The sequence below is a fragment of the Neobacillus sp. DHD-1R genome, from assembly GCF_057747995.1.
Genome location: NZ_CM173232.1, coordinates 5,110,138 through 5,136,713 on the forward strand (window position 1 = coordinate 5,110,138; position 26,576 = coordinate 5,136,713).

Below are 26,576 nucleotides of genomic sequence, written 5' to 3' on the forward strand. Positions count from 1 at the left end.
ATCTAAGGGTTTTTCCACAATCTTATTCACAATAAAAAAGTATTAACAGTAGGTTATCCATATACTTTTCCACAATATCCACAATAAACACCATAGTTATTCACATTATCCACTTAATCCACAGACTTATCCACATAAAAGAGTATTAAATAGTGTTTTCTAAATGGCTTATCCACAAAAAAAGATGTCTCAAAACAAAGAAATACGTCTCAAAAGGGTCAGACCCCTCAATTAACACTCAATTATAGTCGACTGGTTGAAGCAGTACAGCTATAGGTTGAGATTGTGGGGTCTGACCCTTTATCTTGAGACATCTCTTTTTGAGACATCCTTACTTATTAAATATTTCAATTTCCAGTCCCGGATTAGCATTAAGGTCAAGACCAGCCCTGATTCCTTTTTCAAACATCACACTGCCGGCTGCAGCAATCATCGCAGCATTATCCGTACATAGTGATAATGGAGGTATCACTAATTCAACCGCAGGGTTTTTAGAAAAAGTCGTCTCTAACGCTTTCCTTAAACCTTTATTGGCAGCAACACCGCCTGCGACTAACAATTGATTAACACCATAGTGCGCGACTGCTCTCTCCGTTTTTTTCACCAGCACTTCAATCACACTTGCTTGAAAGCTTGCGGCCAAATCTTCAGGCGTGATCACCTCACCACGCTGTTCCGCATTGTGAACCGTATTGATAACCGCTGACTTAAGTCCACTGAAGCTGAAGTCATAGGAGCCCTCTTCCAGCCAAGCTCTTGGCAAATCTATTGTGGGGCTTCCATCCTGGGCTAAGCGATCGATATGTGGTCCGCCAGGATACGGCATATTTAAGGTCCTTGCTACCTTGTCATAGGCTTCCCCTGCGGCGTCGTCCCTTGTTTCTCCAATCACTTCAAAATGACCATGCTCTTTCATAAAAACAATCTCTGTGTGCCCGCCAGATACCACTAGGGCCAATAGAGGAAATTTGAATTCTGTTACTAATCTATTTGCGTAAATGTGCCCGGCGATATGATGGACAGGAACAAGTGGAATGTTATGGGCAAAGGCAAGTGCCTTTGCCGCATTTACGCCAATTAAAAGCGCTCCTACTAACCCTGGACCTTCTGTTACGGCGATCGCATCAACCTCTGAAAATGTTAAGTTTGCTTGATGCAAGGCTTCCTCCATCACTATCGTTATTTGCTCGACATGATGACGGGAAGCAATTTCAGGTACAACCCCGCCAAATCTTTTATGACTTTCAATTTGCGAGGCCACTACATTGGCCACTATTTCGCGGCCATTTTTTATAATTGCCACAGCCGTTTCATCGCAGCTTGTCTCAATTCCTAATATCAATAAATCTTTCTTCATAAGTTCACCCACATTATTAATGCATCTTCCTGATTATCCGAATAATAATTTTTGCGAATCCCGCCATTTTGAAAACCTAACTTTCGATAAAGGGATTGGGCCACATGATTGGTTACACGTACTTCAAGCGTCATAGTCCTTGCCCCTGCTTCGCGGACCACAGATATGAGGTTAGTCAGTAATGCCTCTCCTAGCTTTTTTCCTCGATATTCAGGTAAAATGGCTATATTCGTTACATGTGCCTCATCAACCACTACCCATGTTCCACAATATCCGATGATTTTATTGTCTTTCTCCAAAACAAAATAGACAGCAAATTTATTAATGTTTAATTCATTATAAAATGCTTCACGGCTCCATGGTATTGTAAAGGAGGCATGCTCCACTTCAAGTACTTGATCTATATCCTCTTCCCTCATAGAACGAAAAACAAAAGTTTCTGCCATTTATCTCTATCCCTGTCCATTTAAGATTTTCCCTTTTGCCTCCAACCACTTAGCCTCCGCTTCTGCCAAACGAATATAATTGGGTACAAAGGAATGAATGTCTTCCCCTGGTCTGTCCTTACCAAGCATCGCAAGCTCTGCTGGCCGAGGATTATGTTCTGTCACACTGGCGAAGATGGCTTTTGTCCCTAATAATTCTTTAATTTTCTCTTTATGAATAGGTAAATCATTACCCACAAATAAGATTGGCAGGCTGACTTTCGTTAATTTAGCAGCCCAGTCTGCTAACATAACTAACTGATCCTGTCCCACAGCGATCAGCTCTCCGTTTTGATATTGGTAAAGTGCTGTATAGACCTGCCCTCTTCTGGCATCGAACAATGGTGACACAAAGCCATTAAAGTAGCGACCTGTGCCCGCCGCCAAAATTTCCAGACTAGAAACACCGACAAGCGGGATGTTTAGGGTCCATGCTAATGTTTTCGCAATTGTTACCCCAATTCTTACACCTGTATAAGATCCAGGACCCTTGGCCACAACAATCTTCGTTAAATCAGCCGGGACTTTTTCACAATCCTTCATTAATGCTTGAATGGCCGGCATAATTCGAACGGAGTGGTTCTTTTTTAAATTTGTAATATACTCACCAAGCACTTGATTATCTTCTAAAAGCGCTACCCCTAAGGCATAGTTAGAAGTATCGATTGCTAATATCGTCATTCAAAAATCTCCTTACATAATTGCTCATATCTTTTTCCTTGTGGTACCAAGACAATTTTACGTTTATCTGGACCCTCATGGTATAAATGAATTGTTAACAATTCAAGTGGCAGCTGCTCATTAATCAAATGCGCCCATTCCACTACTGTAACACCATCACCTTCAAAGTATTCATGGAAGCCAAGGTCCTCATCAGCATCTGCAAGCCTGTAAACATCCATATGGTACAATGGGAGTTTACCATGGTACTCCTTTATGATTGTAAAGGTGGGGCTATTAACCGTTTTTTTTATTTCTAGGCCCTGAGCCAATCCTTTTGTAAAGGTTGTTTTCCCAGCGCCTAAATCACCCTCAAGGGCAATGACATCACCAGGCTGCAAAAAGCCAGCCAACTTTATGGCAAAATCGGTAGTCTCTTCAGAATTTGTTGTATTTAGTTCAAATTGATTCATCCAATCACCTTTTACTTTCACATAGCAATCCTATCTTCATTTTACCTTTATTTAAATGAAATAAAACCCTTTGGATCTTCTTTCCCAAGGATAGCCTATTCCCTATGAGTTTACATGATTTTTATCATTTGAGCAAAATGTCGTGATTTTAAAATACTGGTTTGGGGTAAAATCTGTTTTATTGGGAAAAAATAAATAAAATCATAAAATGAGGTGTTTGGATAATGAAAAAAGAAGAGACCTATGAAAAAAAAGGTTCAACAGCTTCACCAAAAGGAAAATACGATGAAGTGAAAAGGAAGAATCCTATGGATTGGGGCGTAATAGAACTTGCGGAAAGTGTTCAGGATCAATCAACTCGGAAAGAATAATCCGAGTTTTTTTATGCCATCAAATATTTTAACATCTCTAGCACAGCCTCTTTAAAAATTCGCATAAAAAAAAACGAAACCACGTTTCGTTTTTGATTTTAAGACGGTCTGGACGGGACTCGAACCCGCGACCTCCTGCGTGACAGGCAGGCATTCTAACCAACTGAACTACCAGACCAATTGCGGGGGCAGGATTTGAACCTGCGACCTTCGGGTTATGAGCCCGACGAGCTACCGGACTGCTCCACCCCGCGACGATAAAATGTTTATTTAAAAGATAAACAGCCTGGCAACGTCCTACTCTCACAGGGACGCGTGTCCCAACTACCATCGGCGCTGAGAAGCTTAACTTCCGTGTTCGGTATGGGAACGGGTGTGACCTTCTCGCCTTAATTACCAGACTATAAAATTAGAGAGATCGTTCTCTCAAAACTAGATAATGCAGAAGAAGTGGTAAAACTCAAGTTCGCTTAAAAATGGTTAAGTCCTCGAACGATTAGTATCAGTCAGCTCCACATGTCGCCACGCTTCCACCTCTGACCTATCAACCTGATCATCTTTCAGGGTTCTTACTAGCTTGACGCTATGGGAAATCTCATCTTGAGGGGGGCTTCATGCTTAGATGCTTTCAGCACTTATCCCGTCCGCACATAGCTACCCAGCGATGCCTTTGGCAAGACAACTGGTACACCAGCGGTGCGTCCATCCCGGTCCTCTCGTACTAAGGACAGCTCCTCTCAAATTTCCTGCGCCCACGACGGATAGGGACCGAACTGTCTCACGACGTTCTGAACCCAGCTCGCGTACCGCTTTAATGGGCGAACAGCCCAACCCTTGGGACCGACTACAGCCCCAGGATGCGATGAGCCGACATCGAGGTGCCAAACCTCCCCGTCGATGTGGACTCTTGGGGGAGATAAGCCTGTTATCCCCGGGGTAGCTTTTATCCGTTGAGCGATGGCCCTTCCATGCGGAACCACCGGATCACTAAGCCCGACTTTCGTCCCTGCTCGACTTGTAGGTCTCGCAGTCAAGCTCCCTTGTGCCTTTACACTCTACGAATGATTTCCAACCATTCTGAGGGAACCTTTGGGCGCCTCCGTTACTCTTTAGGAGGCGACCGCCCCAGTCAAACTGCCCACCTGACACTGTCTCCCACCCCGATCAGGGGTGCGGGTTAGAATTTCAATACAGCCAGGGTAGTATCCCACCGACGCCTCCACCGAAGCTAGCGCTCCGGCTTCTCAGGCTCCTACCTATCCTGTACAAGCTGTACCAAAATTCAATATCAGGCTACAGTAAAGCTCCACGGGGTCTTTCCGTCCTGTCGCGGGTAACCTGCATCTTCACAGGTACTATAATTTCACCGAGTCTCTCGTTGAGACAGTGCCCAGATCGTTACGCCTTTCGTGCGGGTCGGAACTTACCCGACAAGGAATTTCGCTACCTTAGGACCGTTATAGTTACGGCCGCCGTTTACTGGGGCTTCGATTCAGAGCTTCGCTTGCGCTAACCCCTCCTCTTAACCTTCCAGCACCGGGCAGGCGTCAGCCCCTATACTTCGCCTTGCGGCTTCGCAGAGACCTGTGTTTTTGCTAAACAGTCGCCTGGGCCTATTCACTGCGGCTCTTCGAGGCTATTCACCCCAAAGAGCACCCCTTCTCCCGAAGTTACGGGGTCATTTTGCCGAGTTCCTTAACGAGAGTTCTCTCGCTCACCTTAGGATTCTCTCCTCGCCTACCTGTGTCGGTTTGCGGTACGGGCACCTTTTATCTCGCTAGAGGCTTTTCTTGGCAGTGTGGAATCAGGAACTTCGGTACTAAATTTCCCTCGCTGTCACAGCTCAGCCTTCACGGTAAGCGGATTTTCCTACTTACCAGCCTAACTGCTTAGACGCGCATATCCAACAGCGCGCTTACCCTATCCTCCTGCGTCCCCCCATCACTCAAACGATAAAGAGGTGGTACAGGAATATCAACCTGTTGTCCATCGCCTACGCCTTTCGGCCTCGGCTTAGGTCCCGACTAACCCTGAGCGGACGAGCCTTCCTCAGGAAACCTTAGGCATTCGGTGGATGAGATTCTCACTCATCTTTCGCTACTCATACCGGCATTCTCACTTCTAAGCGCTCCACCAGTCCTTACGGTCTAGCTTCAACGCCCTTAGAACGCTCTCCTACCACTGACATCGTTGATGTCAATCCACAGCTTCGGTGATACGTTTAGCCCCGGTACATTTTCGGCGCAGAGTCACTCGACCAGTGAGCTATTACGCACTCTTTAAATGGTGGCTGCTTCTAAGCCAACATCCTGGTTGTCTAAGCAACTCCACATCCTTTTCCACTTAACGTATACTTTGGGACCTTAGCTGGTGGTCTGGGCTGTTTCCCTTTTGACTACGGATCTTATCACTCGCAGTCTGACTCCCACGGATAAGTCTTTGGCATTCGGAGTTTGTCTGAATTCGGTAACCCGATGAGGGCCCCTAGTCCAAACAGTGCTCTACCTCCAAGACTCTTACTACGTGAGGCTAGCCCTAAAGCTATTTCGGAGAGAACCAGCTATCTCCAAGTTCGATTGGAATTTCTCCGCTACCCACACCTCATCCCCGCACTTTTCAACGTGCGTGGGTTCGGGCCTCCATCCAGTGTTACCTGGACTTCACCCTGGACATGGGTAGATCACCTGGTTTCGGGTCTACGACCACATACTCATTCGCCCTATTCAGACTCGCTTTCGCTGCGGCTCCGTCTCTTCAACTTAACCTTGCATGGGATCGTAACTCGCCGGTTCATTCTACAAAAGGCACGCCATCACCCATTAACGGGCTCTGACTACTTGTAGGCACACGGTTTCAGGAACTATTTCACTCCCCTTCCGGGGTGCTTTTCACCTTTCCCTCACGGTACTGGTTCACTATCGGTCACTAGGGAGTATTTAGCCTTGGGAGATGGTCCTCCCTGCTTCCGACCGGATTTCTCGTGTCCGGCCGTACTCAGGATCCACTCAGGAGGGAACGAAGTTTCAACTACAGGGTTTTTACCTTCTATGACGGACCTTTCCAGATCGCTTCATTTACCCCGTTCCTTTGTAACTCCATGTTGAGTGTCCTACAACCCCAAGAGGCAAGCCTCTTGGTTTGGGCTATGTCCCATTTCGCTCGCCGCTACTCAGGGAATCGCGTTTGCTTTCTCTTCCTCCGGGTACTTAGATGTTTCAGTTCCCCGGGTATGCCATCCATACCCTATGTATTCAGGTAAAGATACTACTCCATTACGAGCAGTGGGTTTCCCCATTCGGAAATCTCCGGATCAAAGCTTACTTACAGCTCCCCGAAGCATATCGGTGTTAGTCCCGTCCTTCATCGGCTCCTAGTGCCAAGGCATTCACCGTGCGCCCTTTCTAACTTAACCTAAAAGGTTTGTTTCTCTTACTAAATAAGAGAGAAAACTAAAATGGCGATTACTCGATGTTTTACTTGCTTCTTCTTACGATTATCTAGTTTTCAAAGAACGAATGTTTTTGAGAGATTGTACTCTCAAAACTAAACAAACAAAAAGCGGTCAACTTCTTATCAGTCCGAAAGGACTGCATTATCCTTAGAAAGGAGGTGATCCAGCCGCACCTTCCGATACGGCTACCTTGTTACGACTTCACCCCAATCATCTGTCCCACCTTAGGCGGCTGGCTCCTTACGGTTACCCCACCGACTTCGGGTGTTACAAACTCTCGTGGTGTGACGGGCGGTGTGTACAAGGCCCGGGAACGTATTCACCGCGGCATGCTGATCCGCGATTACTAGCGATTCCGGCTTCATGTAGGCGAGTTGCAGCCTACAATCCGAACTGAGAATGGTTTTATGGGATTGGCTAGGCCTCGCGGCTTTGCTGCCCTTTGTACCATCCATTGTAGCACGTGTGTAGCCCAGGTCATAAGGGGCATGATGATTTGACGTCATCCCCACCTTCCTCCGGTTTGTCACCGGCAGTCTCCTTAGAGTGCCCAACTGAATGCTGGCAACTAAGAACAAGGGTTGCGCTCGTTGCGGGACTTAACCCAACATCTCACGACACGAGCTGACGACAACCATGCACCACCTGTCACTCTGTCCCCCGAAGGGGAACGTCCTATCTCTAGGAGTGTCAGAGGATGTCAAGACCTGGTAAGGTTCTTCGCGTTGCTTCGAATTAAACCACATGCTCCACCGCTTGTGCGGGCCCCCGTCAATTCCTTTGAGTTTCAGCCTTGCGGCCGTACTCCCCAGGCGGAGTGCTTAATGCGTTAGCTGCAGCACTAAGGGGCGGAAACCCCCTAACACTTAGCACTCATCGTTTACGGCGTGGACTACCAGGGTATCTAATCCTGTTTGCTCCCCACGCTTTCGCGCCTCAGCGTCAGTTACAGACCAGAAAGCCGCCTTCGCCACTGGTGTTCCTCCACATCTCTACGCATTTCACCGCTACACGTGGAATTCCGCTTTCCTCTTCTGCACTCAAGTCCCCCAGTTTCCAATGACCCTCCACGGTTGAGCCGTGGGCTTTCACATCAGACTTAAAGGACCGCCTGCGCGCGCTTTACGCCCAATAATTCCGGACAACGCTTGCCACCTACGTATTACCGCGGCTGCTGGCACGTAGTTAGCCGTGGCTTTCTGGTTAGGTACCGTCAAGGTACCGGCAGTTACTCCGATACTTGTTCTTCCCTAACAACAGAGCTTTACGACCCGAAGGCCTTCATCGCTCACGCGGCGTTGCTCCATCAGACTTTCGTCCATTGTGGAAGATTCCCTACTGCTGCCTCCCGTAGGAGTCTGGGCCGTGTCTCAGTCCCAGTGTGGCCGATCACCCTCTCAGGTCGGCTACGCATCGTCGCCTTGGTGAGCCGTTACCTCACCAACTAGCTAATGCGCCGCGGGCCCATCTGTAAGTGACAGCCGAAACCGTCTTTCAGTTTTCCCTCATGTGAAGAAAAAGATTATCCGGTATTAGCACCGGTTTCCCGGTGTTATCCCAGTCTTACAGGCAGGTTGCCCACGTGTTACTCACCCGTCCGCCGCTAATCAACAGGAGCAAGCTCCTATTGATTCGCTCGACTTGCATGTATTAGGCACGCCGCCAGCGTTCGTCCTGAGCCAGGATCAAACTCTCCAAGAAAGTTGATTAGCTCATAAATGTTACGTTGGCTTAGTTTCATAAGAAACTAATAATTTATTGTTTGTTGACGCTTTTGTTTGTTTAGTTTTCAAAGAACAATAATCAAGTTGGAGCGGGTGATGGGAATCGAACCCACTACATCAGCTTGGAAGGCTGAGGTTTTACCAGTAAACTACACCCGCATATAATAAAATGATGGTCGGGAAGACAGGATTCGAACCTGCGACCCCTTGGTCCCAAACCAAGTGCTCTACCAAGCTGAGCTACTTCCCGTTTTATGGTGCGCCCGGCGGGAGTCGAACCTACAACCTTCTGATTCGTAGTCAGATGCTCTATCCAATTGAGCTACGGGCGCGTGTTTTAAAGCCAACTTTCAAAGTATAGCATAATCATTTTTGTTTGTCAACAAGTTTTTGGTGCGGCCGAGAGGACTTGAACCTCCACGGGTTATTCACCCACTAGGCCCTCAACCTAGCGCGTCTGCCATTCCGCCACGACCGCATATGATTTAGCGACAAAATCAATCATAACATAACAAACAATTTAATTCAAGAGGAAAACTTTGGTGCGGGTGAAGGGAGTCGAACCCCCACGCCTTGCGGCGCCAGATCCTAAGTCTGGTGCGTCTGCCAATTCCGCCACACCCGCATATAATTCCTATTGTATTAAGTAAAAATGGCTGGGCTAGCTGGATTTGAACCAACGCATGTCGCAGTCAAAGTGCGATGCCTTACCGCTTGGCTATAGCCCAATAATAATAATAATAATAATAAAGAATAAGAAACAGGAAATGATTCGAAGTCACTCCCCGTCCCTGATGACCCCTACGGGACTCGAACCCGTGTTACCTCCGTGAAAGGGAGGTGTCTTAACCGCTTGACCAAGGGGCCGTAAATTTAAAATTATATGGCGGAGAAGGAGGGATTTGAACCCTCGCGCCGGTCACCCGACCTACACCCTTAGCAGGGGCGCCTCTTCAGCCTCTTGAGTACTTCCCCATATGGCTCCGCAGGTAGGACTCGAACCTACGACCGATCGGTTAACAGCCGATAGCTCTACCACTGAGCTACTGCGGAATAATTAAAATAATTCTCTAATCTTCTTCATATTACAACCATGTCCCCGCCTCAGTAAGTAACGCAAGAAGCGACTCGGCGTGTACAACTCGCAGTATATTCATGATGCTATGCTCGTCTCTACCACTGAGCTACTGCGGAATAATTACTATTTTACTGCTTCAACAAGGCATTCGCCCTATCGACTCTTTCCATTATAATGACGATACACAACAAAGTCAATATCATTTTTATTAAAGATTTTTTCCAATTTATTGGTCTTTTATATCGTTACCTCTTTTATTTTAGTCAACTTCCCTTTGCATTTTCCACACACATATCTACTTGTATCCAAACTTCTTCTTCTTTGGTAGGTTTGCTGACATTTTGTACATTGATATAGCAGGATTTTTTTCGCTGAACTCTTTATTTTTCTTTCCGGAAGCTGGTTACAAAAGCGAGGTGCCCCTACTGCTTTTAATAATCGCTTAAAATCCTGGTCTTTATGCTGATATCCTTTGCCTTCAAGATGAAGATGATAATGACATAGCTCATGCTTTATGATACCGATTAATTCCGGTTCTCCTAATTGCTCTAAATACTTTCTATTTATTTCAATATTGTGGGTGCCAAGAAGGTATCGCCCTCCTGTTGACCTTAACCTTGGATTAAAGGAAGCTTGATGCTTAAATGTTTTTCCAAAAGAAGCAACTGATATCTTTTCCACCAATAATTGAAGTTCTCGCTGCTCCATTTACAGAGTTCCTCACTTTCTAGCGAACATGACAACCTATTATAGCATATATTGTATATACCTTTAATGATGATGTACTTTTCGGGAGGTTTTCTATTATGCCAACTTGGTTGCAAAACCAAATGAAAAGGGCTTTCTACGAGAAGGACCGCTACCAGATTAAACTGTTAAATCAGTGCTGGTTTTTTTACAGAAAAAAACACTGCTCCTAGAAGCAGTGTCCTTTACATTGGCGCTTTGGCCGGCGGGTTTTCCGCCTGCCAGAGTGCTTATTGCTATTCCTTTGATGGCGGCAGCATGGTTAAGGCAACTCTGCCTTTTTTCATATCAACCGAGTCTACCCAAACAGTGACGACATCTCCAACAGAGACAATATCCAATGGATGCTTAACAAAACGATTGCTCAATTTAGAAATATGAACAAGCCCGTCTTGCTTCACTCCTATATCGACAAATGCGCCAAAGTCCACAACATTCCGAACGGTACCTTGCAGTTCCATTCCCGTCATTAAGTCCTCTAACTTTAAAACATCCTTTTTAAGAAGCGGGCGAGGTAAATCATCACGAGGATCTCGTTCCGGCCTTACTAATGCATCTATAATATCCTTTAAGGTTAGTTCCCCAATGGAAATCTCTTTAGAAACGGATGGTAAATTAAGGCTGTTTAGTGCAGCCTTCAACTCTTCCGTACCTAGGTCCTTGGCGGTAAAGCCCAAGTTCAATAACAACCTTTTCACCTCATCATAATTTTCCGGATGAATCCCAGTCCGGTCAAGTGGCTGCTTTCCATCTAAAACACGCAAAAAGCCAATTGCCTGTTCATATGTTTTCGCCCCTAGACGAGGTACTTTTTTTAATTGGACTCTGCTTGTAAATTTCCCTTCCTCTTCCCGCTTCTTAACAATATTATTTGCAGCAGTTTTGTTTAGACCGGCAACATACTGTAAAAGTGAAGAGGATGCGGTATTGACGTTAACACCAACCTGGTTAACGGCTGTTTCAACAACAAAATGCAATGATTCTGACAAACGCTTTTGAGAAACATCATGCTGATATTGACCAACACCGACGGATTTCGGGTCAATTTTCACTAATTCCGCTAACGGATCCTGTAAGCGGCGCGCGATTGAAACGGCACTTCTTTCCTCCACATGGAAATTTGGAAACTCTTCTCTGGCAATATCCGAGGCAGAGTAAACACTCGCACCCGCTTCATTGACGATTAAATAAAAGATCTCTTCATTCATTTCTTTTAAAATATCAGCGACAAACTGCTCTGTTTCCCTTGAAGCTGTGCCGTTTCCGATTGCAGCCATCTCTACTTTATATTCACGTAAGATATTAATAAATTTTTCCCGTGCTTCCTTTGTTTTTGAAACAGGTGGATGTGGGTAAATCACATCGATTTTTAGTACCTTCCCTGTTTCATCCACGACGGCCAATTTACAGCCAGTCCGATAGGCAGGGTCAACACCAATGACTACTTTTCCTTTCAACGGCGGCTGTAATAGTAAATTCCTTAGGTTTTCGGAGAAAATATGTATGGCTTGCTCTTCGCCCTTTTCGGTTAATTCGTTGCGGATTTCCCGTTCAATTGACGGCTGGATTAATCTTTTATAACTATCTTCAATCGCCTCAATTACGACGGGAGCTGCTGGAGAATGCTGAACACGGATCCATTTTCTCGACAGATATGACATAATTAAATCGCTGTTCATTTTAATGGATACACGTAAAATATCTTCCTTTTCCCCGCGGTTTAAGGCAAGCGTACGATGGGGAACTATTTTGTTTACCGGTTCTTCATATTCATAGTACATTTCATATACGTTTTTCTCATCTTTTTCTGCATCTTTCACAGTAGATGAAACGGTGCCTGATTTAAAGGTCTCTCTACGAATCCATTTGCGGCTTTCAGCATCATCGGAAACCCATTCTGCAATGATGTCTTTTGCACCGGCAATTACATCCTCTATCGCAAGAACTTGTTTTTCTTCCGATAAAAATTCCGTTGCTTTTTCATCAATACTGTCTTTAGGGAATGTCATTAACCACTCCGCAAAAGGCTCGAGGCCTTTCTCTTTAGCAATCGTTGCTTTTGTCCGTCGTTTTTGTTTATACGGTCTATATAAATCTTCAACTTCTTGAAGTTTCTCAGCCTTCGTTATGTCCTTACTCAATTCATCTGTTAACTTTCCTTGTTCCGCAATAATTCGCAGTACTTCATCTTTTCTTTGTTCAAGGTTTTGGATATATTGCCAACGATCTAAAATATTACGAATCTGCACTTCATCCAGTGCACCCGTCATTTCTTTTCGGTACCGGGCGATAAAGGGAACGGTATTTCCCTCATCCAATAAAGATATTACACTCTTCACTTGTTTAGATGATATCGACAGCTCTGCAGCGATTTTGCTTAATAGCTGATCATCTTTTATAACTGTATCATTCACAAAATAATCCTCCATCCTTTTTTCCAGTATTATAACAAAACTAAAAAAACGTTTCATTAAACGCCCTGTGTATGACCGTTTCATTGCAAAAGAAAAGCAAGCTATAATAGCTTGCTCATAGGCAGAATGTTCAAGAGGCAGATATGTATGAAAAAACGCTCTTTAAAAAAGAGCGTATGTTAAACTAAAATTCGATGAGACCTAAACTTACCTGCAAGGCTTCATCCACTTTTTCCATCATTTCGTCATCGAGATGAGTGATTTTATCGGTTAACCGCTGCTTATCAATTGTACGAATCTGCTCTAGCAGAATGACCGAATCTCGTTCAAATCCGTAGCGTTTCGCATCAATTTCTACATGAGTAGGAAGCTTGGCTTTTTGAATTTGAGCTGTTATCGCTGCAACAATCACTGTGGGACTAAACCGATTCCCGATGTCGTTTTGGATGACAAGTACAGGTCGGACACCGCCTTGTTCAGAACCAACAACTGGGGATAGGTCCGCGAAATAAACGTCACCACGTTTGACAATCAAAGGATTATCCTCCGCTTACAAGACGTTCAACTGTGTGTTCTGCCTCATATTCTGCTAAAAATGCTTCTGATGCAATTCCGAGATTAATCTTTGCCATTTCCATGTATCCACGTCTCATCGACTCGCGAATTTGTCTCTTTTTTCGTTCGCGTAAATACATTTTTGTTGCTTGGTAAATAAACTCACTGCGGTTTACATTTTCTTGCTTAACGAAGCCATCCAACTCAGTTAAAAGATGTTGCGGTAACTTTACTAAGATTTCCGTAGTTGCGCCAGATTCAGACACAAACATACACCTCCACCATCACTACACACCATTTTTCATCTGTACCATTTTTTATAATAACACTAATCAAGCCTAATTCATAGACTAAATATAATTCTACTGTATTATAAGCCAATAAAAGATGCTTTTATGCATAAATTACCGCAATATCATAAATATGTTCTAATTTCTATTTTTACGCCAACTAATCGTTGAGAAGATAATTTTTTAAATCGACAATTTTACCGCCCTTTTTATAAAGGCGTGGAACCCGATTGGCAATGATGCATGGTACTTCATAATTAATGGTTTCAAGCTTAGCTGCTATTTCGTTTACGGATATCGACTGATGATCCTGCTGACCGATTAACGTGACAGTCGTCCCAACCGGTACATAAGAAGACAGACGTACCATACATTGATCCATGCAGATTCTACCGACAATAGGCGAACGCTTCCCATTTACGAGCACTTCTTGACCTTGAAGCCTGCGAATCCAGCCGTCTGCATACCCTATTGGGATTGTGCCAACCCATTCTTCTCCTTCACTTTCATAGGTGGCACCGTAACTCACCTTATCCCCCTTGTGCAGCTTTTTCACATGGACCAACCGCGTCCGGAGCGAAAATGCCTCATGCAAAGGAAACGGAATTTCTGGTTCCATTTCAATCGATGGCGATAATCCATACATCGCAATACCTAATCGAACTGCGTTAAAATAGGCTTTTGGAAAGCGCAGCGCTGCTGCACTATTACTACAATGAATATATTTCGGAGTTATTCTCAGTGTACGGATCAGTTCTTCAAATAAAGCTAATTGCTGCTGGAAATAACGGACATCAAGTTCATCCGCCGTGGCAAAATGAGTATAGACCCCTTCAAGGTAGAATCGTTCATCCTCTAGAATCATCTGCTCAACGCCTGCTAATTCTTCACGGTTTCGCACACCAATTCTACCCATACCTGTATCAAGTTTAATATGCAGTGCCACTCTTTCACCCGTTTTCAGGTGTTTTTGCGCTTCCTGCAGCCATTCTTTTTGAAAAACAGTAAGGGTAAACTGAAATTGTGCTGCCACTCCAACATCTTCAGGTCTTGTCGCACCTAATACCAGGATTGGAGCATCGATTCCTTTATTTCTTAACGCAATGGCTTCATCCATAAATGCAACAGCCAAATATGCTGCCCCTGCTGCCAATGCTGTTTCTGCCACTTGAACATCACCATGACCATAGGCGTTTGCTTTTACAACCGCAAAAATATCGACATCTTGTGGTAAATGTTTTTTTACGGAGGTGACATTTTCAGCAATACAGTCTAAATCGACTTCTGCCCATGTATCTCGATAAAAATAACCTTGCTCTACCATTTTTTTCACTTCCTAATTGGAATTACATTAAACCATTTTACCACAAAAGATGTTCTTTCGTTCCACCTCTTGACTCAATCATAAAATTGCATATATTTACCAAAACAAAAAACAGACTCCTATTCAAAGGAGCCTGCAATTATCCTATGAAAGTGCCTGTTGAGACATTTGACTTGAGGCACTCCTATTAACGTGTATAGTTAATATCTGTCTGCTAGGTTATTTTACTGCATCGCCTTGGACAGATTGTGCTACCTCAATCAGTTCTTCCTTCGAAAGGTTCTTTGAGGCAATCATATAATCAACACCGCCATGCGACCATGAAATGGAATGATCCGAAACAGCCCCAATGGTCACACCCAAATCAACGATATCACCCTCCATAAGGGTCGGAGTAGTCGAAGCAACTTTTGCCGTTACTTTTTCCTGGACTAATGTAAATGATTTTTTGCCATCATACGTGAGGACAACCCTCTTACCATCTTCAATATTGACCGTTTTCTCCTCGACCAGCTTCGTTCCTTTCAGCTCAAAAGTTGGGTACATAACAGTAAAGGCCTTATCGCCGCCATCGGCCATCGCTGGTAAATTAAGCTGGGCACGTGTCATGTTCTTTTTCATATCGAAATCGTCTTTGTCGAAATCAGCATTAAACTTAACCTTTGAAAACTCGACTGTCACAAGAGCGTTTCGGTCCGGATCCATCACCTTTACTACCGCAGGAGATAAATCACTTTTATTAAGCTTAATTTCTTGGAATGGAAGCATACTATTATTCTGATAACGAGTTTTTGTTTCAAAGACATAATGATCCTTGGTTGAAGAGAACTTGGCCTCTTTATCTGCGACAATATCTTTGATTAAGGATTCGTATAAATACGCTTGACTGCTGTTTTGCGGCCAATCACTTTGGAAACGGAAACTCTTATTCAAGGCTGGGGTAAGCACAAACACCCCTTCATTATTCCTTAGAATCATCTGACTCTGATCTTTTTCAGCATTTTTCAAATTGACCCGATAGAAAGTAGGATCCTTATGCCAGATTTCTACCTTGTACACCTGTGATTCCGAGCCCATTTTCAACGTCATTTTAGCATTAACCTTATAGCTGGATAAGTCATCCTGCTTACTCTTTAGTTCTTTCACCACATCATCTTGTGACTTTGAGCCACAGGCAGCTAGTACCAAAATAACCATCAGCCCCGTCATGAGCAGCAAAAACTTTTTCCTCATTCCTTCAACCCCTTCTTGTCTCATTTCATATGATTATCAAAGAAGAGAAAGGCAGGAATCAGGCTTTATAACCATAGCTGACCTTGTCTCTCCTATTTCCCTATGAATATATGAGACAACCCAGGGGATTATGCTTACCAAGTTGCCAAGCTAAAAGAAAAGTGCAAGCGCCCTGGTCAGCGGCGTATGGCCTCCGTATGCAAATATAAGGTTATTCCTCGATAATTACCTCAGCAACCGCATATTCTCTGCTATGCGAGATGGACAAATGAGCTTGAATGACCGGCTTCACAAAAAACGGTTTTCCCATGGAATCCGAATGAATTTCAATATCTAAAAAGGACAGCTCTTTGCCAATTCCAGTGCCCATCGCTTTTGAAAAAGCCTCCTTGGCAGCAAACCTTCCTGCTAAAAATTCTACCTTTCTTGCTTCAGTTAAAGCTGTGAACTTTTCTTTTTCATTCAACGTTAAGATTCGGTCAACAAATTTATCCTGTCTGTTGATAATGTCACGCACTCTTGAAAGTTCAATAATATCTATGCCAATCCCTTTAATCATTGTACATCTTCCTTCTATTTAAATTCCTGTCTGCATAATAGTGTAAAGAACCGCAAATCCGTATATGATGGTATGGAGAGGAGTTGTTTACCATATTTACTAGAACCGAAAACTTCCGCGAATTTATTCGCTTTTTTCCTATGGTATCAATTATTGTTGCCATTCACCTATTATTATATCTGTTCACGATCTTACCCATATTCCCCAACTATTGGTTTTTTGAACATTTTTCGGGGGTCAATCTGTATATTATGGAAGGGGAAGTTTGGAGACTGATTACCCCTACTTTTATGCATAGCGGTTTTTCACATATGTTGTTTAATAGTTTTTCCCTTATTCTGTTTGGACCAGCATTAGAACGATTGCTTGGCAGCGGCCGATTTTTATTCGTTTACCTTTTATCCGGTCTGATCGCTAATGCAGCAACATTGATGCTAGAACCGTTAACCTATACCCATGTTGGTTCAAGCGGAGCAATCTTTGGCCTATTTGGCTATTATATTGCGATTATCATGTTCCGGAAACATATGCTTTCCCGCCAAAACTCGCAGGTTATTCTCACTCTTAGTGTAGTCAGCCTTCTTTTGACCTTTATACAACCCAATATTAATATTATTGCCCATCTCTTTGGATTACTAGGCGGCTTTTTACTTGGTGCCATCCCCTACTTTAATAAAAAAGACTTGTCAGATTCGTTGAGAAGCACCACTACCTGGGCTAGTAGTAAAAGGAAGGACCTGTCCTTTCAGTCGCCAGTGAAAGTGCTGGTCTGGGCAGCGATTATCATCATCGCCATCCTTGGGTTCTGGAGTCAACAATAACAGGGAGTTACCCCGAAGTTCTTTCGGAAAACTCCCTGTTTTTCTCTCCATAAGAATACCATTTATAAATTCTCTCAATATCCTCCTTTTCCAAATCGATGACACTGCCTCCCGCACTGCCAAACCCTGACTTCACATTGGCTTCAAGCGTACCAAGATCCTGTTTCTTCTGAAAATAACTCGCTCTCGCCTCTAAACTTTGAATCTTATTTTTCTTCATATAGACCGTCGTCCGTTTGCTAGTCCGATATCGCAGGCTTAGCTGCTGCTGATCAAGACTCCATCCAGCCGCACGATATTTTAAGATTGCCCTGATCGTAACCACCCCGACAAGCACTAAAGAAAGCAAGCCCCAGAGCTTTAAAAAGATAAGGGCGAGGATCATGATCGGAATCACGATGTACCAACTTCGTAAAATATATCTCCACAATGCCCGTTTTGGTGCAGGCTGAAACGTGGTTGTAAGACAATAATCCGGTAAATAGGGCTCGAGGATGGAGCGAATTTGGTTAATCTTTACGATTGGCAAGAATGTGACATTCGCACCCTCTTGATCGGCAATAGATCCCCCTGCACTTTCGACATAAACCGTGCCATAGCCAAGCATTTGCCTAATCATATTTTCACTAACCCGTATCGCTTGAATACGTTTCAAGGGAATGGTGATCTGTTTTTTTTCCAGCAGCCCTTGTGAAATGACTAAATCATTTTCTTTTTTCACAACGGTGAAATTTGCATATTTCAGCATGGTTATGATTAACCCAATCATCCATACAAGCAGAAAACCAATAAACACAAATACGATGATCATCAATACATTATGAATGACAAACGTTTCAAAACCGCCAAATATTTTTTTATAGGGAATGAAATCGTCGAGCTGTGAAAAAATGGCCAATATGGCTGAAATCACAACACCAATCCCGCCGGATGTAAACGAAAGGACCAATAATTGCTGTCTCGAAATTTTAAAAATGGTCTGGCTCTCGACTTCACTCTCAGTCTCTAGTTGATGATGGTATTTAGCAGCGTGAACAAAGGCTTGGATTCGATCGGCCTCCCCTTTTGATATCGCAGATAAAACGGCTTCTGCCTCATCATCACCGCCTGCGGTTTCAATTTTCACCTTAACAAGTCCAAACAATCGCTGCAAAATCCCCTCGGTTACATTGATACTCTGAATCCGTTCAAAAGGAATATATCTTTTCTTACGGAGAAAAATCCCATATTCAATCCGAAGCTCATCCTGTTCAAACCTATAGGTATACCGTAACCATGATAAAATCCCTGTAACGAAGGTAAATAGAATGACCACTGCTGAAAGAATAAAGGTTATGAGTAAAGGAATCCTGCCATCGCGTCCACCTGAGACGTTTACCACAATCATTGGGATAATGAGGTTCCTTAATCGTTTTCCCGTCTTAAGAATGCTGGCAATTGGATGAAGCCGTTTCGGTTCAGACATCATCTTCAGCCACCCTTGCTAATTTAGAAATGTAACCTCGCAATTCTTCTGCTTCTTCCTCTTCCAAAGCCGGAATTTCATGCGCGGTTGCTGCCGTGTGAACAAGGACAGAGGCTAACTTATATTTTCTTAAAATCGGCCCTTGAACCGTATCGACATGCTGAACTCGAATCATAGGCACAAGTGTCCGTGTTTTGATAAATATGCCTTCCTCCAGTTCAACTTCCTCCTCCCGTACTTCATATCTCCACGACTTCCACCGCAGCACCGGAGATATAAAAATATGAAAGCATGGAAAGATTATTCCGAGCACAATCAATATCATCGAGATCCAAAATGGGACTTCAAAGATATGTAGAATAAATAGGATAATTGCCGTTACCGTCCAACCAATAATGGATCTTATAACACCACCTATTCGCCAGACGGTTAATGCTTTATTCGAAATACGTTTTTGTGGTTTACCTAGCAATTTGGCCTCTCCTCCATAAACACTCGTCTTCTCTTTAGTATACATAGTTTATGTGGATGTAACATTACTCATTTCCATTTTAAAACTAGATTGATCAATCCATTCCAATTTTGCCAGTACTTTTAAGTCCTTAACCAGTTGAAACAGGGCTGCATCCTTTTGTTTCGCTTCAATCATACAATGGATTTCTGGTACCGTTCCCTTTATTCCATGTAAAAATTGCAAGAACATTTCGGGATCAATCATATCTGCATGTGCTCTGAAGTCTTTTTCCGAGCGGGGACTAGAAATATGCATTTTAACAGGCAATGGTGAATGGGTCCATGTAGTTATAATCCTTTCCCAATCTGATCGCCACTCCTCCTCTTCATGATGGGCCAGATGGTGGTGATAATCAAACACCATTGGCACACCTAATTTTTCGCATAAGTATAACGTGTCTTTGACTGTGAAGGTTGTATCATCATTTTCTAGCATGATCATTTTTTGAATAGTCGGCTTAATAAAGGCCCAATTATGAATAAACTGTTCCAGCGCTTTTTCTTTATCTTCATACCCGCCGCCGACATGGAGGACACATCGATGTTCGGGATCAATGGCCATTCCTTTGAGAAGCGCTTCATGCATCGCAAGTGTCTTAAGCGAGTTTTTTAATATATCCTTTTCGGGTGAATTCAAGACGACAAAATGGTCCGGATGGAAATCAATCCGTGCTGGGTGTTCCTTTAGATAGTTCGCCAGCTTTCGGAGCGGTTCTTTTAAGGGTTTCATATAATTCCAATCATGCAAGTCCTGATGATTGGCAAGCGGGATAAGCCGAGAGCTCAACCGAAAAAAATGAATATCGTTGGCTGCATTATGTTTTAGCAGGCGCAAACAATTTTCTATGTTTGATTCAGCAATTCTCTCTAATTTCCTTATCGCTGCCTCGCGGTCCTTGATCTTTGTGAATTGGGCAAACGTCATTGTCTGTGAGGGGGAGGCGTTTTGCAATTCAACACTCATAGCTACATAGCCTAGTTTAACAATCATGTTTATTCACTCCTGTATCATTCTATAACCTTTTTCAACAAGCAAAATAGCTATATCGTTATTCTGACCCATTGATCTTTTTCAACTACAAAATATTTTTCTCAGATAACGGGCATTCTATAAAAAAGTTTGTGGAGTGAAACATCATGCCGTTTTTTTCAAAGACAAAAACACACAGCCCTCAAAGCAATCGCACTCTTGAACAGGTATTCTTAGGGAAGGATTTTGATATCCGGCTCAATTGGCTGAAACAATCCTTTCATCAATGTTCAGATATATCTTTTCATGAATTAACCGCTAACCGAACACGGTGTGGAATCGTTTATTTAACCGACATGGTCGATCAGCAATTATTTGATGAACAAGTCCTATCCTATATAGTATCTGAGGATTTTGCTTCCTCTCATAAAGACTTTATTCATAAAATACTTGAATTAAAAATGGTCAGCTCCATGTCAAGCAGTATTCTTTCTGATATGCAGCAAGCCGTTCAACTCGTCCTGGAAGGAAATATTTTAATTTTTTTCGAAGCTGATGAGAGAATGCTTGCCTTTCCCATGAAAAGTTTTAATAAGAGAGCAGTGAGTGAACCGGCCAACGAAAATGTAATCAGAGGGCCAAGAGAAGCCTTTGTTGAGGATATTAATACAAACATTACGTTGGTTCGCAGAAAAATTAAGTCACCCTCTTTGAAAATGGAACAACTTGAATTCGGTAAATACACAAAAACAAAAGTAGTGATTGGCTATCTCAATGGGATTTGCAAGCAAGAATTAATCGAGGAAGTGAGACAACGGTTAGGTCGAATAAAGATGGATGCTGTATTAGGAAGCAGCTATTTGGAAGAGTGTATCGATGATTTTCCTTTATCACCATTTCCACAATCACAAAAGACAGAACGACCGGATGTCGTTGCTGCAGCATTGATGGAAGGGAGAGTCGTTATTTTTGTAGATGGTACACCGATTCCACTGATTGTACCTGTTACCTTTTACATGTTCCTTCAATCACCGGAAGATTATTATCAACGCTATATTTCCGGCAATTTTATTCGCTGGCTGCGAATGCTGTTTTTAGTCATTTCTTTACTCTTCCCCTCCTTTTATATTGCAGTGACCACCTTTCACCCTGTCATGATTCCATCCGACTTATTAGTAAGTGTGGCTGCTGCAAGAGATCTGGTTCCATTTCCAGCAATGGTGGAGGCACTCATCATGGAAATATCCTTTGAAGCACTAAGGGAAGCAGGAATTCGGACACCCAAAGCAATCGGACAGGCCATTAGTATCCTTGGTGCATTAGTGATTGGACAAGCAGCCGTGCAAGCAGGGATTATTTCTGCACCTATGGTGATTATTGTTTCCTTAACAGGAATTGCCTCCTTTATCATCCCTTATTTTGATTTAGGATTTACGATTCGGTTACTCCGCTTTCCGATTATGATTTTATCAGGTACCTTCGGCATATTCGGGCTGATGATTGGCTGCCTGTTTATTTATATCCATTTGGTCCATCTCCGCTCTTTCGGAATGCCGTATCTTGCGCCTACCGCACCATTGCGGACGGGTGATTTAAAGGATGTGTTATTAAGGGCCCCGTGGTGGTTAATGAAACGGCGTCCTTCGTTTACTGGAACGACAGATTCAGTGAGGTCTAATATGAAGTATCCGTTGACAGAGGAGGATAAAGATTGAAGCGAGTCATCATTTGCAGCATGATCATGAGTATATTTTTTTTAACTGGGTGTTGGTCTCGTGTGGAAATCAATGATCGAGCCTTTATTTCCGCGTTTTTAGTCGATAAAGGAAAAAACGGTCAGATCGAATTAACCTTAACCTTTCCACTCCCGAATCGGCTTACGACAGGACAATCAGGTGCTGCTCAATCATTAGGAAATCCATATGCAACAGTAACCTATTCAGGAGCCAATATATCACAAGCCTTCCATAAAGCACAGATGGATTTACCTAGAAAAATTAGTTGGGGGCAAGCAAAGGTTGTGGTTATTGGCGGTAAAATGGCCGAGGAAGGGATAGAGAAAATACTTGAATTTATTATCCGTCAACCAAGTTTGAACATAAACATCCTCATGTATATTACACCCGGAAAGGCAAAGGAAATTATCAATATGGTTCCTGCCTTTGAAAAAGCGCAAACGAGAATATTAAAAGGATTTACCAACAATCAAATTGCTTTAACAACAACAGCAAAGGATTTTCTTGAATCAGAAAATGGTGATATGGTCGTTAGCGTCCTGAAAATAGGAAAACGCAAAATGGTTAGTGAAAAAGGAAAAAAGGGCGTTTGGGTCGGGACAAATGGAGTAGCCTTATTCCGTCATTACAAAATGGTAGGAAAATTAACTTCTCATGAGGGAAGAGGTGCCCTATGGGTCCGAAACACGATCAAAAACTCTCTAGTTACCATTCAATCCCCTACAGATCATAAAGATATTAATTTAATTGTCTTACAAGCAAAAACAAAAATTCGTCCATCTAAAACAGAACCATATACGTTTGATGTTCACGTCAAAGTAGAAGACGATATCTCAGAGACGAACTCTAGTATAGATCTAAAGAATGAAAAAAATATAAAAAAATTAGAAATACTGGCTGAAAAAGATATTAAAGACAGAATTGAAACTGCTTTTATTTCTACTAAAAAGGTTGGTGCAGATGCTTTTCAATTTGGTGAATATTTATCATGGTATAAACCAAAAATATGGAAAAGAGCAAAAGGTAATTGGAAAACGATTTATCAAGATAAAGTTAAACTAAATATTTATGTTGATTTACAGATAAAACGCAGGGGTACCGAAAATAATCCATTTTGGACAGGTGAACTAAGCTCATGATCCTCATCATTTTATTGTTCATGATTATCTTCATTTACGAGTGGAATTATCTTAAAAATAGACAACGAAAAAAAAGAACCTACTTGCTTGTCTTAGGAGTCATGAGTGTTTCTTTTCTTTACTGTATGACAACGTTCTTTTTTAAAAATTTACTTAATCCAAACGACTTGATCGAATTATTTAAACCCCTTCAAAAAAGAATTTTAGGATAGGTGGATCATAGTTGAAAATCGAGGGTATCTCACAAAATCAAATTTTACTTTTTTTGATTCTTTTTTTTTACTCCACATTTATCGGATTTTCTTCCGTCCAACTCATTCAAAGGTCACAATACGACTCCTTACTTGTCCTTTGTATTGGTGGATTGGTGGGATTAGGGTTTGCTTATCCAGCGATAAAACTTGCCAATCGACGCCCTACTGAATTTATTACTTTTTACGGGAAAGATATTTTTCCATATTGGATCCATCTTCCCCTTATGGGATTCGTCTTCTTCTTCTGCCTTCACGCTTGTTCGTTTGTTTTACGGGAATATGAAGATTTTATTGTGCAAGTCTATCTTCCAGAAACCCCTAATTGGGCAGTTGGGATGATATTTGGCAGTGCTATCGCGATTATGGCCCGATTAGGTATTATTACGCTGTTTCGATCGGCTCAAGGATTATTTTTTATCACGATGTTTGCCATTTCATTAAATACACTCTTTGTTGGAAAAGAGTTAAAATGGGAACGGTCGATGGCTTTTATTACGCACCACAATCTCCAAGGGATTTGGCAGGGAAGTTATTTTATTACGTCCTTCTTTGGCGAAGCTTTCTTATTGATTTTTATCTATCCCTATATTATGAAAAGGGAAAAAACATTAAAAACTATTTTTTGGGCGTTTGTTTTTACTGTTAGCTTGATTATTATATACATTTTTTGTTTATTACTTCTTTTTGGTCCTAATTTAATTTCACATTTATCCTTTCCAGTATTAGAAATGGTCCGGTTTATTCGCATTGCCGATTTTATTGAAAACTTAGATCCTTTTTTAATTGCGATTTGGTCGACAATGGTTTATATCAAAATAAGTTTTTTCTTCTATCTTTCCGTTTTAATTCTTTCACACTTATTCGGAATGAAAGATTATCGACCATTAACTTTTTCTTTAGCCGCTGTCATGGTTTCCCTGTCAGTAAATATGGCCGAGAATTTTGCTAATATTGTTGATGTATATGAAAATTCCTTTCCAACTTATGCGTTTTGTATAGAGCTCATTCCAGTGTTATATTTCCTGATGGATACCGCAAAGAACTATGTAAAAAAAAAGTCAGGCAGCCACAATCATTCTAACAATTAAAAAGCAAAAAAAGAGCATGGAACCAAGGTCCATGCTCTTCTTCTATTTATTGATGATTAAAAGTTCTTGGTTTTGATGAAGATTTACCACCAGTTCTTTTTTCACCACTTCTTGGCTTTGCTGGTGCCTTTTTTCTGTTACGATCGCCGCCAGCATATGATCCTCTAGAATCATCTCTTCTTCTGCGATCACGGTCATATGGCTTTCTGTCTCTCTTTTGCGGTAACTGTTCTTCAGTCAGCTTAATCGGTGTTTGATCTGGTTCTTTTGTAAGCATTTTAAGAACTGCAGCCACAACGGTTGAAGCATCATTTTCTTCTAAAAGTTCTTGTGCAGCAGCTTTATAATAATGTAAATTATTTGATTCAATCGTGGCAACGATTTTTTCAACAACCGCTTTTTGTTGGCCTTCTAATGCTTCATCAAGCGTTGGAGCCTTCATTTTTTCCATCTTATGACGCGTTGTTCTTTCGACAACAGCAAGATAGGATTTTTCACGCGGTGTAATAAATGTTAAGGCAATACCCTTTTTACCGGCACGGCCAGTACGTCCAATACGGTGAACGTAGCTCTCTGGATCCTGCGGAATATCAAAGTTGTATACATGTGTTACGCCTGAAATATCAAGACCACGAGCAGCAACGTCCGTTGCAACAAGAATATCAATCGTTCCTTCTTTAAATTTACGAAGAACTGACATACGTTTTGCTTGTGTTAAATCACCATGAATACCCTCTGCTGTATAACCTCTTAAAGTTAATGCCTCTGATAATTCATCAACACGGCGTTTCGTACGTCCAAACACAATTGCTAATTCTGGTGATTGGATATCCAAAAGTCTTGTTAATACATCAAATTTATTTCTTTCTTGCACTTCAAGATAATATTGTTCAATGGAAGGCATGGTCAATTCTTTCGTTTTCACACGAACAACTTGCGGTTCCTTCATGAACCGTTCAGCCATTCTTTGGATTGGAGCCGGCATGGTTGCAGAGAAAAGCAATGTTTGTCGTTCAGCCGGTGTCGCTGCAAGGATCGATTCAATGTCTTCGATGAATCCCATGTTTAACATTTCATCTGCCTCATCAAGAATTACGGTATTAACCGTATCAAGGCGCATTGTTTTTCTGTTAATATGGTCTAATACCCGTCCAGGTGTACCAACAATGATATGAGGAGCTTTTTTCAATGAACGGATTTGACGGCTAATATCCTGTCCGCCGTAAATTGGCAAGACGCGAACTCTTTTACCTGAACCGATTTTATAAAGTTCTTCCGATACTTGAATAGCTAACTCACGTGTTGGTGCAATAATAATTCCTTGGATGGCATCCATTTTAGTGTCAATCTTTTCCACCAACGGAATTCCAAAAGCAGCAGTTTTACCTGTTCCAGTTTGGGCCTGCCCGATCAAATCAATACCTTTTAACCCCAATGGAATAGTTTCTGACTGGATTGGTGTTGCTTCCTCAAACCCCATACTGAGGACAGCTTTTAAAGTGGCCTGACTTAGGCCTAGTTCTTCAAACTTTGTCAATGTTTTCATTCTCCTTCATCTATTTGAAAATTTTTGTGCTGAATATACATACGCATCAAAATGCGGTAATAGTTACTTCTTTATTTTACCAAAACAACCAACATGAGTCTCAACTGTCAACTCACGCATGGAAATGAATTTGATTGGAGTAATACACCAATATAATAAAAGCGGTGTGCTTAAAGCCGAGCTTCATTGCATTCATCGTCTGAAATGGATTTTTTTCACTCCGATTGAATTTAATGATTCGCTTTTACGTCGCTCCGCACCTTTTCCATACAAAAAGACATTCTCACTAAGAGTATGCCCTTAATTAATCGTCCTTTAGACAC

Annotated in this window: 21 protein-coding genes, 11 tRNA genes and 3 rRNA genes; 6 read left to right on the forward strand and 29 right to left on the reverse strand. The window is 42.3% G+C overall.

Features of this window, described 5'->3' with window-relative positions; all coding sequences use genetic code 11:
• Positions 1-331: 331 nt before the first annotated feature.
• Genes tsaD through tsaE form a run of 4 tightly spaced genes read right to left on the reverse strand, consistent with a single transcriptional unit; the run spans position 332 to position 2,975 of the window.
• Positions 332-1,357 carry a tRNA (adenosine(37)-N6)-threonylcarbamoyltransferase complex transferase subunit TsaD gene (gene tsaD, locus AC3ANL_RS25110; protein WP_488327020.1) on the reverse strand — a complete coding sequence of 342 codons (1,026 nt, stop codon included), beginning with the start codon at positions 1,355-1,357 and terminating at the stop codon, positions 332-334.
• Positions 1,354-1,803: a ribosomal protein S18-alanine N-acetyltransferase gene (gene rimI / locus AC3ANL_RS25115; protein ID WP_488327021.1), complete on the reverse strand. Its 450-nt coding sequence runs from the start codon at positions 1,801-1,803 to the stop codon at positions 1,354-1,356. The genes tsaD and rimI overlap by 4 nt, the downstream gene beginning before the upstream one ends.
• Before the next feature lie 6 nt (positions 1,804-1,809).
• Complete coding sequence (gene tsaB, locus AC3ANL_RS25120) at positions 1,810-2,523, reverse strand: tRNA (adenosine(37)-N6)-threonylcarbamoyltransferase complex dimerization subunit type 1 TsaB (RefSeq protein WP_488327022.1); 714 nt, start codon at positions 2,521-2,523, stop codon at positions 1,810-1,812.
• A complete protein-coding gene (tsaE, locus tag AC3ANL_RS25125; RefSeq protein WP_488329834.1) occupies positions 2,520-2,975 on the reverse strand; it encodes a tRNA (adenosine(37)-N6)-threonylcarbamoyltransferase complex ATPase subunit type 1 TsaE in 456 nt (151 codons plus the stop codon). The genes tsaB and tsaE overlap by 4 nt, the downstream gene beginning before the upstream one ends.
• 224 nt (positions 2,976-3,199) lie before the next feature.
• Here tsaE and AC3ANL_RS25130 point away from each other — a divergent pair, with 224 nt between their 5' ends.
• Entirely contained in the window at positions 3,200-3,346 is a 147-nt protein-coding gene (locus AC3ANL_RS25130) for a hypothetical protein (RefSeq protein ID WP_488327023.1), read from the forward strand.
• A gap of 104 nt (positions 3,347-3,450) precedes the next feature.
• Here the strand turns inward: AC3ANL_RS25130 and AC3ANL_RS25135 are convergent.
• From AC3ANL_RS25135 to AC3ANL_RS25205, 15 genes are all read right to left on the reverse strand, one after another.
• A tRNA-Asp gene (locus AC3ANL_RS25135) sits at positions 3,451-3,524 on the reverse strand.
• A gap of 2 nt (positions 3,525-3,526) precedes the next feature.
• Positions 3,527-3,600, reverse strand: a tRNA-Met gene (locus AC3ANL_RS25140).
• A 30-nt stretch (positions 3,601-3,630) separates the two neighbouring features.
• A 5S ribosomal RNA gene (gene rrf, locus AC3ANL_RS25145) occupies positions 3,631-3,747 on the reverse strand.
• A gap of 75 nt (positions 3,748-3,822) precedes the next feature.
• Positions 3,823-6,758: ribosomal RNA gene (locus tag AC3ANL_RS25150) — 23S ribosomal RNA — on the reverse strand.
• 190 nt (positions 6,759-6,948) lie between these two features.
• Positions 6,949-8,498 (reverse strand): 16S ribosomal RNA (locus AC3ANL_RS25155).
• The 16S, 23S and 5S rRNA genes sit together here with 11 tRNA genes alongside, the layout of an rRNA operon.
• A gap of 108 nt (positions 8,499-8,606) precedes the next feature.
• Positions 8,607-8,680 (reverse strand) — tRNA-Gly (locus tag AC3ANL_RS25160).
• 14 nt (positions 8,681-8,694) lie between these two features.
• A tRNA-Pro gene (locus tag AC3ANL_RS25165) sits at positions 8,695-8,771 on the reverse strand.
• Positions 8,772-8,776: 5 nt separating this feature from the next.
• Positions 8,777-8,853: transfer RNA gene (locus AC3ANL_RS25170), tRNA-Arg, on the reverse strand.
• A 59-nt stretch (positions 8,854-8,912) separates the two neighbouring features.
• Positions 8,913-8,999, reverse strand: a tRNA-Leu gene (locus tag AC3ANL_RS25175).
• A gap of 62 nt (positions 9,000-9,061) precedes the next feature.
• A tRNA-Leu gene (locus AC3ANL_RS25180) sits at positions 9,062-9,146 on the reverse strand.
• A gap of 28 nt (positions 9,147-9,174) precedes the next feature.
• A tRNA-Gln gene (locus tag AC3ANL_RS25185) sits at positions 9,175-9,249 on the reverse strand.
• 67 nt (positions 9,250-9,316) lie between these two features.
• Positions 9,317-9,388, reverse strand: a tRNA-Glu gene (locus tag AC3ANL_RS25190).
• Between the two features lie 17 nt (positions 9,389-9,405).
• Positions 9,406-9,496 (reverse strand) — tRNA-Ser (locus AC3ANL_RS25195).
• Positions 9,497-9,499: 3 nt separating this feature from the next.
• Positions 9,500-9,574 (reverse strand) — tRNA-Asn (locus tag AC3ANL_RS25200).
• A 262-nt stretch (positions 9,575-9,836) separates the two neighbouring features.
• Positions 9,837-10,307: a SprT family protein gene (locus AC3ANL_RS25205; protein ID WP_488327024.1), complete on the reverse strand. Its 471-nt coding sequence runs from the start codon at positions 10,305-10,307 to the stop codon at positions 9,837-9,839.
• A 98-nt stretch (positions 10,308-10,405) separates the two neighbouring features.
• On the opposite strand from AC3ANL_RS25205, the gene cmpA reads away from it, so the two are divergent.
• Positions 10,406-10,519 carry a cortex morphogenetic protein CmpA gene (gene cmpA, locus AC3ANL_RS25210; protein WP_007083554.1) on the forward strand — a complete coding sequence of 38 codons (114 nt, stop codon included), beginning with the start codon at positions 10,406-10,408 and terminating at the stop codon, positions 10,517-10,519.
• 63 nt (positions 10,520-10,582) lie between these two features.
• On the opposite strand, the gene AC3ANL_RS25215 is transcribed toward cmpA, so the two are convergent.
• The 6 genes from AC3ANL_RS25215 to acpS form a co-directional block, all read right to left on the reverse strand.
• A complete protein-coding gene (locus AC3ANL_RS25215) occupies positions 10,583-12,760 on the reverse strand; it encodes a Tex family protein (protein WP_488327025.1) in 2,178 nt (725 codons plus the stop codon).
• A 184-nt stretch (positions 12,761-12,944) separates the two neighbouring features.
• Entirely contained in the window at positions 12,945-13,295 is a 351-nt protein-coding gene (ndoA, locus tag AC3ANL_RS25220; RefSeq protein WP_007083556.1) for a type II toxin-antitoxin system endoribonuclease NdoA, read from the reverse strand.
• Between the two features lie 4 nt (positions 13,296-13,299).
• A complete protein-coding gene (locus AC3ANL_RS25225; RefSeq protein ID WP_007083557.1) occupies positions 13,300-13,581 on the reverse strand; it encodes a CopG family ribbon-helix-helix protein in 282 nt (93 codons plus the stop codon).
• Positions 13,582-13,765: 184 nt separating this feature from the next.
• Positions 13,766-14,929 carry an alanine racemase gene (gene alr / locus AC3ANL_RS25230; RefSeq protein ID WP_488327026.1) on the reverse strand — a complete coding sequence of 388 codons (1,164 nt, stop codon included), beginning with the start codon at positions 14,927-14,929 and terminating at the stop codon, positions 13,766-13,768.
• 219 nt (positions 14,930-15,148) lie between these two features.
• Positions 15,149-16,162: a LolA family protein gene (locus tag AC3ANL_RS25235; RefSeq protein ID WP_488327027.1), complete on the reverse strand. Its 1,014-nt coding sequence runs from the start codon at positions 16,160-16,162 to the stop codon at positions 15,149-15,151.
• A 211-nt stretch (positions 16,163-16,373) separates the two neighbouring features.
• Positions 16,374-16,721, reverse strand: coding sequence for a holo-ACP synthase (gene acpS, locus AC3ANL_RS25240; RefSeq protein ID WP_488327028.1), 348 nt, complete (start codon positions 16,719-16,721; stop codon positions 16,374-16,376).
• A gap of 251 nt (positions 16,722-16,972) precedes the next feature.
• On the opposite strand from acpS, the gene AC3ANL_RS25245 reads away from it, so the two are divergent.
• Positions 16,973-17,542 (forward strand): rhomboid family intramembrane serine protease, encoded by a 570-nt coding sequence (locus AC3ANL_RS25245; RefSeq protein WP_488327029.1) that lies wholly within the window; start codon positions 16,973-16,975, stop codon positions 17,540-17,542.
• 7 nt (positions 17,543-17,549) lie between these two features.
• Here the strand turns inward: AC3ANL_RS25245 and AC3ANL_RS25250 are convergent, their stop codons facing one another.
• Genes AC3ANL_RS25250 through uvsE form a run of 3 tightly spaced genes read right to left on the reverse strand, consistent with a single transcriptional unit; the run spans position 17,550 to position 20,511 of the window.
• Positions 17,550-19,010 carry a PH domain-containing protein gene (locus tag AC3ANL_RS25250; RefSeq protein WP_488327030.1) on the reverse strand — a complete coding sequence of 487 codons (1,461 nt, stop codon included), beginning with the start codon at positions 19,008-19,010 and terminating at the stop codon, positions 17,550-17,552.
• Positions 19,000-19,479 (reverse strand): PH domain-containing protein, encoded by a 480-nt coding sequence (locus AC3ANL_RS25255; RefSeq protein WP_488327031.1) that lies wholly within the window; start codon positions 19,477-19,479, stop codon positions 19,000-19,002. Before AC3ANL_RS25255 ends, AC3ANL_RS25250 begins: the two co-directional genes overlap by 11 nt.
• Positions 19,480-19,527: 48 nt before the next feature.
• Positions 19,528-20,511: a UV DNA damage repair endonuclease UvsE gene (gene uvsE / locus AC3ANL_RS25260; protein ID WP_488327032.1), complete on the reverse strand. Its 984-nt coding sequence runs from the start codon at positions 20,509-20,511 to the stop codon at positions 19,528-19,530.
• A 146-nt stretch (positions 20,512-20,657) separates the two neighbouring features.
• Here uvsE and AC3ANL_RS25265 point away from each other — a divergent pair, with 146 nt between their 5' ends.
• The 3 genes from AC3ANL_RS25265 to AC3ANL_RS25275 all read left to right on the forward strand — a co-directional run bounded on the left by AC3ANL_RS25265 (position 20,658) and on the right by AC3ANL_RS25275 (position 24,707).
• A complete protein-coding gene (locus AC3ANL_RS25265) occupies positions 20,658-22,205 on the forward strand; it encodes a spore germination protein (RefSeq protein WP_488327033.1) in 1,548 nt (515 codons plus the stop codon).
• Entirely contained in the window at positions 22,202-23,365 is a 1,164-nt protein-coding gene (locus AC3ANL_RS25270) for a Ger(x)C family spore germination protein (protein ID WP_488327034.1), read from the forward strand. The genes AC3ANL_RS25265 and AC3ANL_RS25270 overlap by 4 nt, the downstream gene beginning before the upstream one ends.
• 223 nt (positions 23,366-23,588) lie before the next feature.
• Positions 23,589-24,707 (forward strand): GerAB/ArcD/ProY family transporter, encoded by a 1,119-nt coding sequence (locus tag AC3ANL_RS25275; protein ID WP_488327035.1) that lies wholly within the window; start codon positions 23,589-23,591, stop codon positions 24,705-24,707.
• A gap of 46 nt (positions 24,708-24,753) precedes the next feature.
• On the opposite strand, the gene cshA is transcribed toward AC3ANL_RS25275, so the two are convergent.
• Entirely contained in the window at positions 24,754-26,244 is a 1,491-nt protein-coding gene (gene cshA, locus AC3ANL_RS25280) for a degradosome RNA helicase CshA (protein WP_488327036.1), read from the reverse strand.
• Positions 26,245-26,576: the final 332 nt, after the last annotated feature.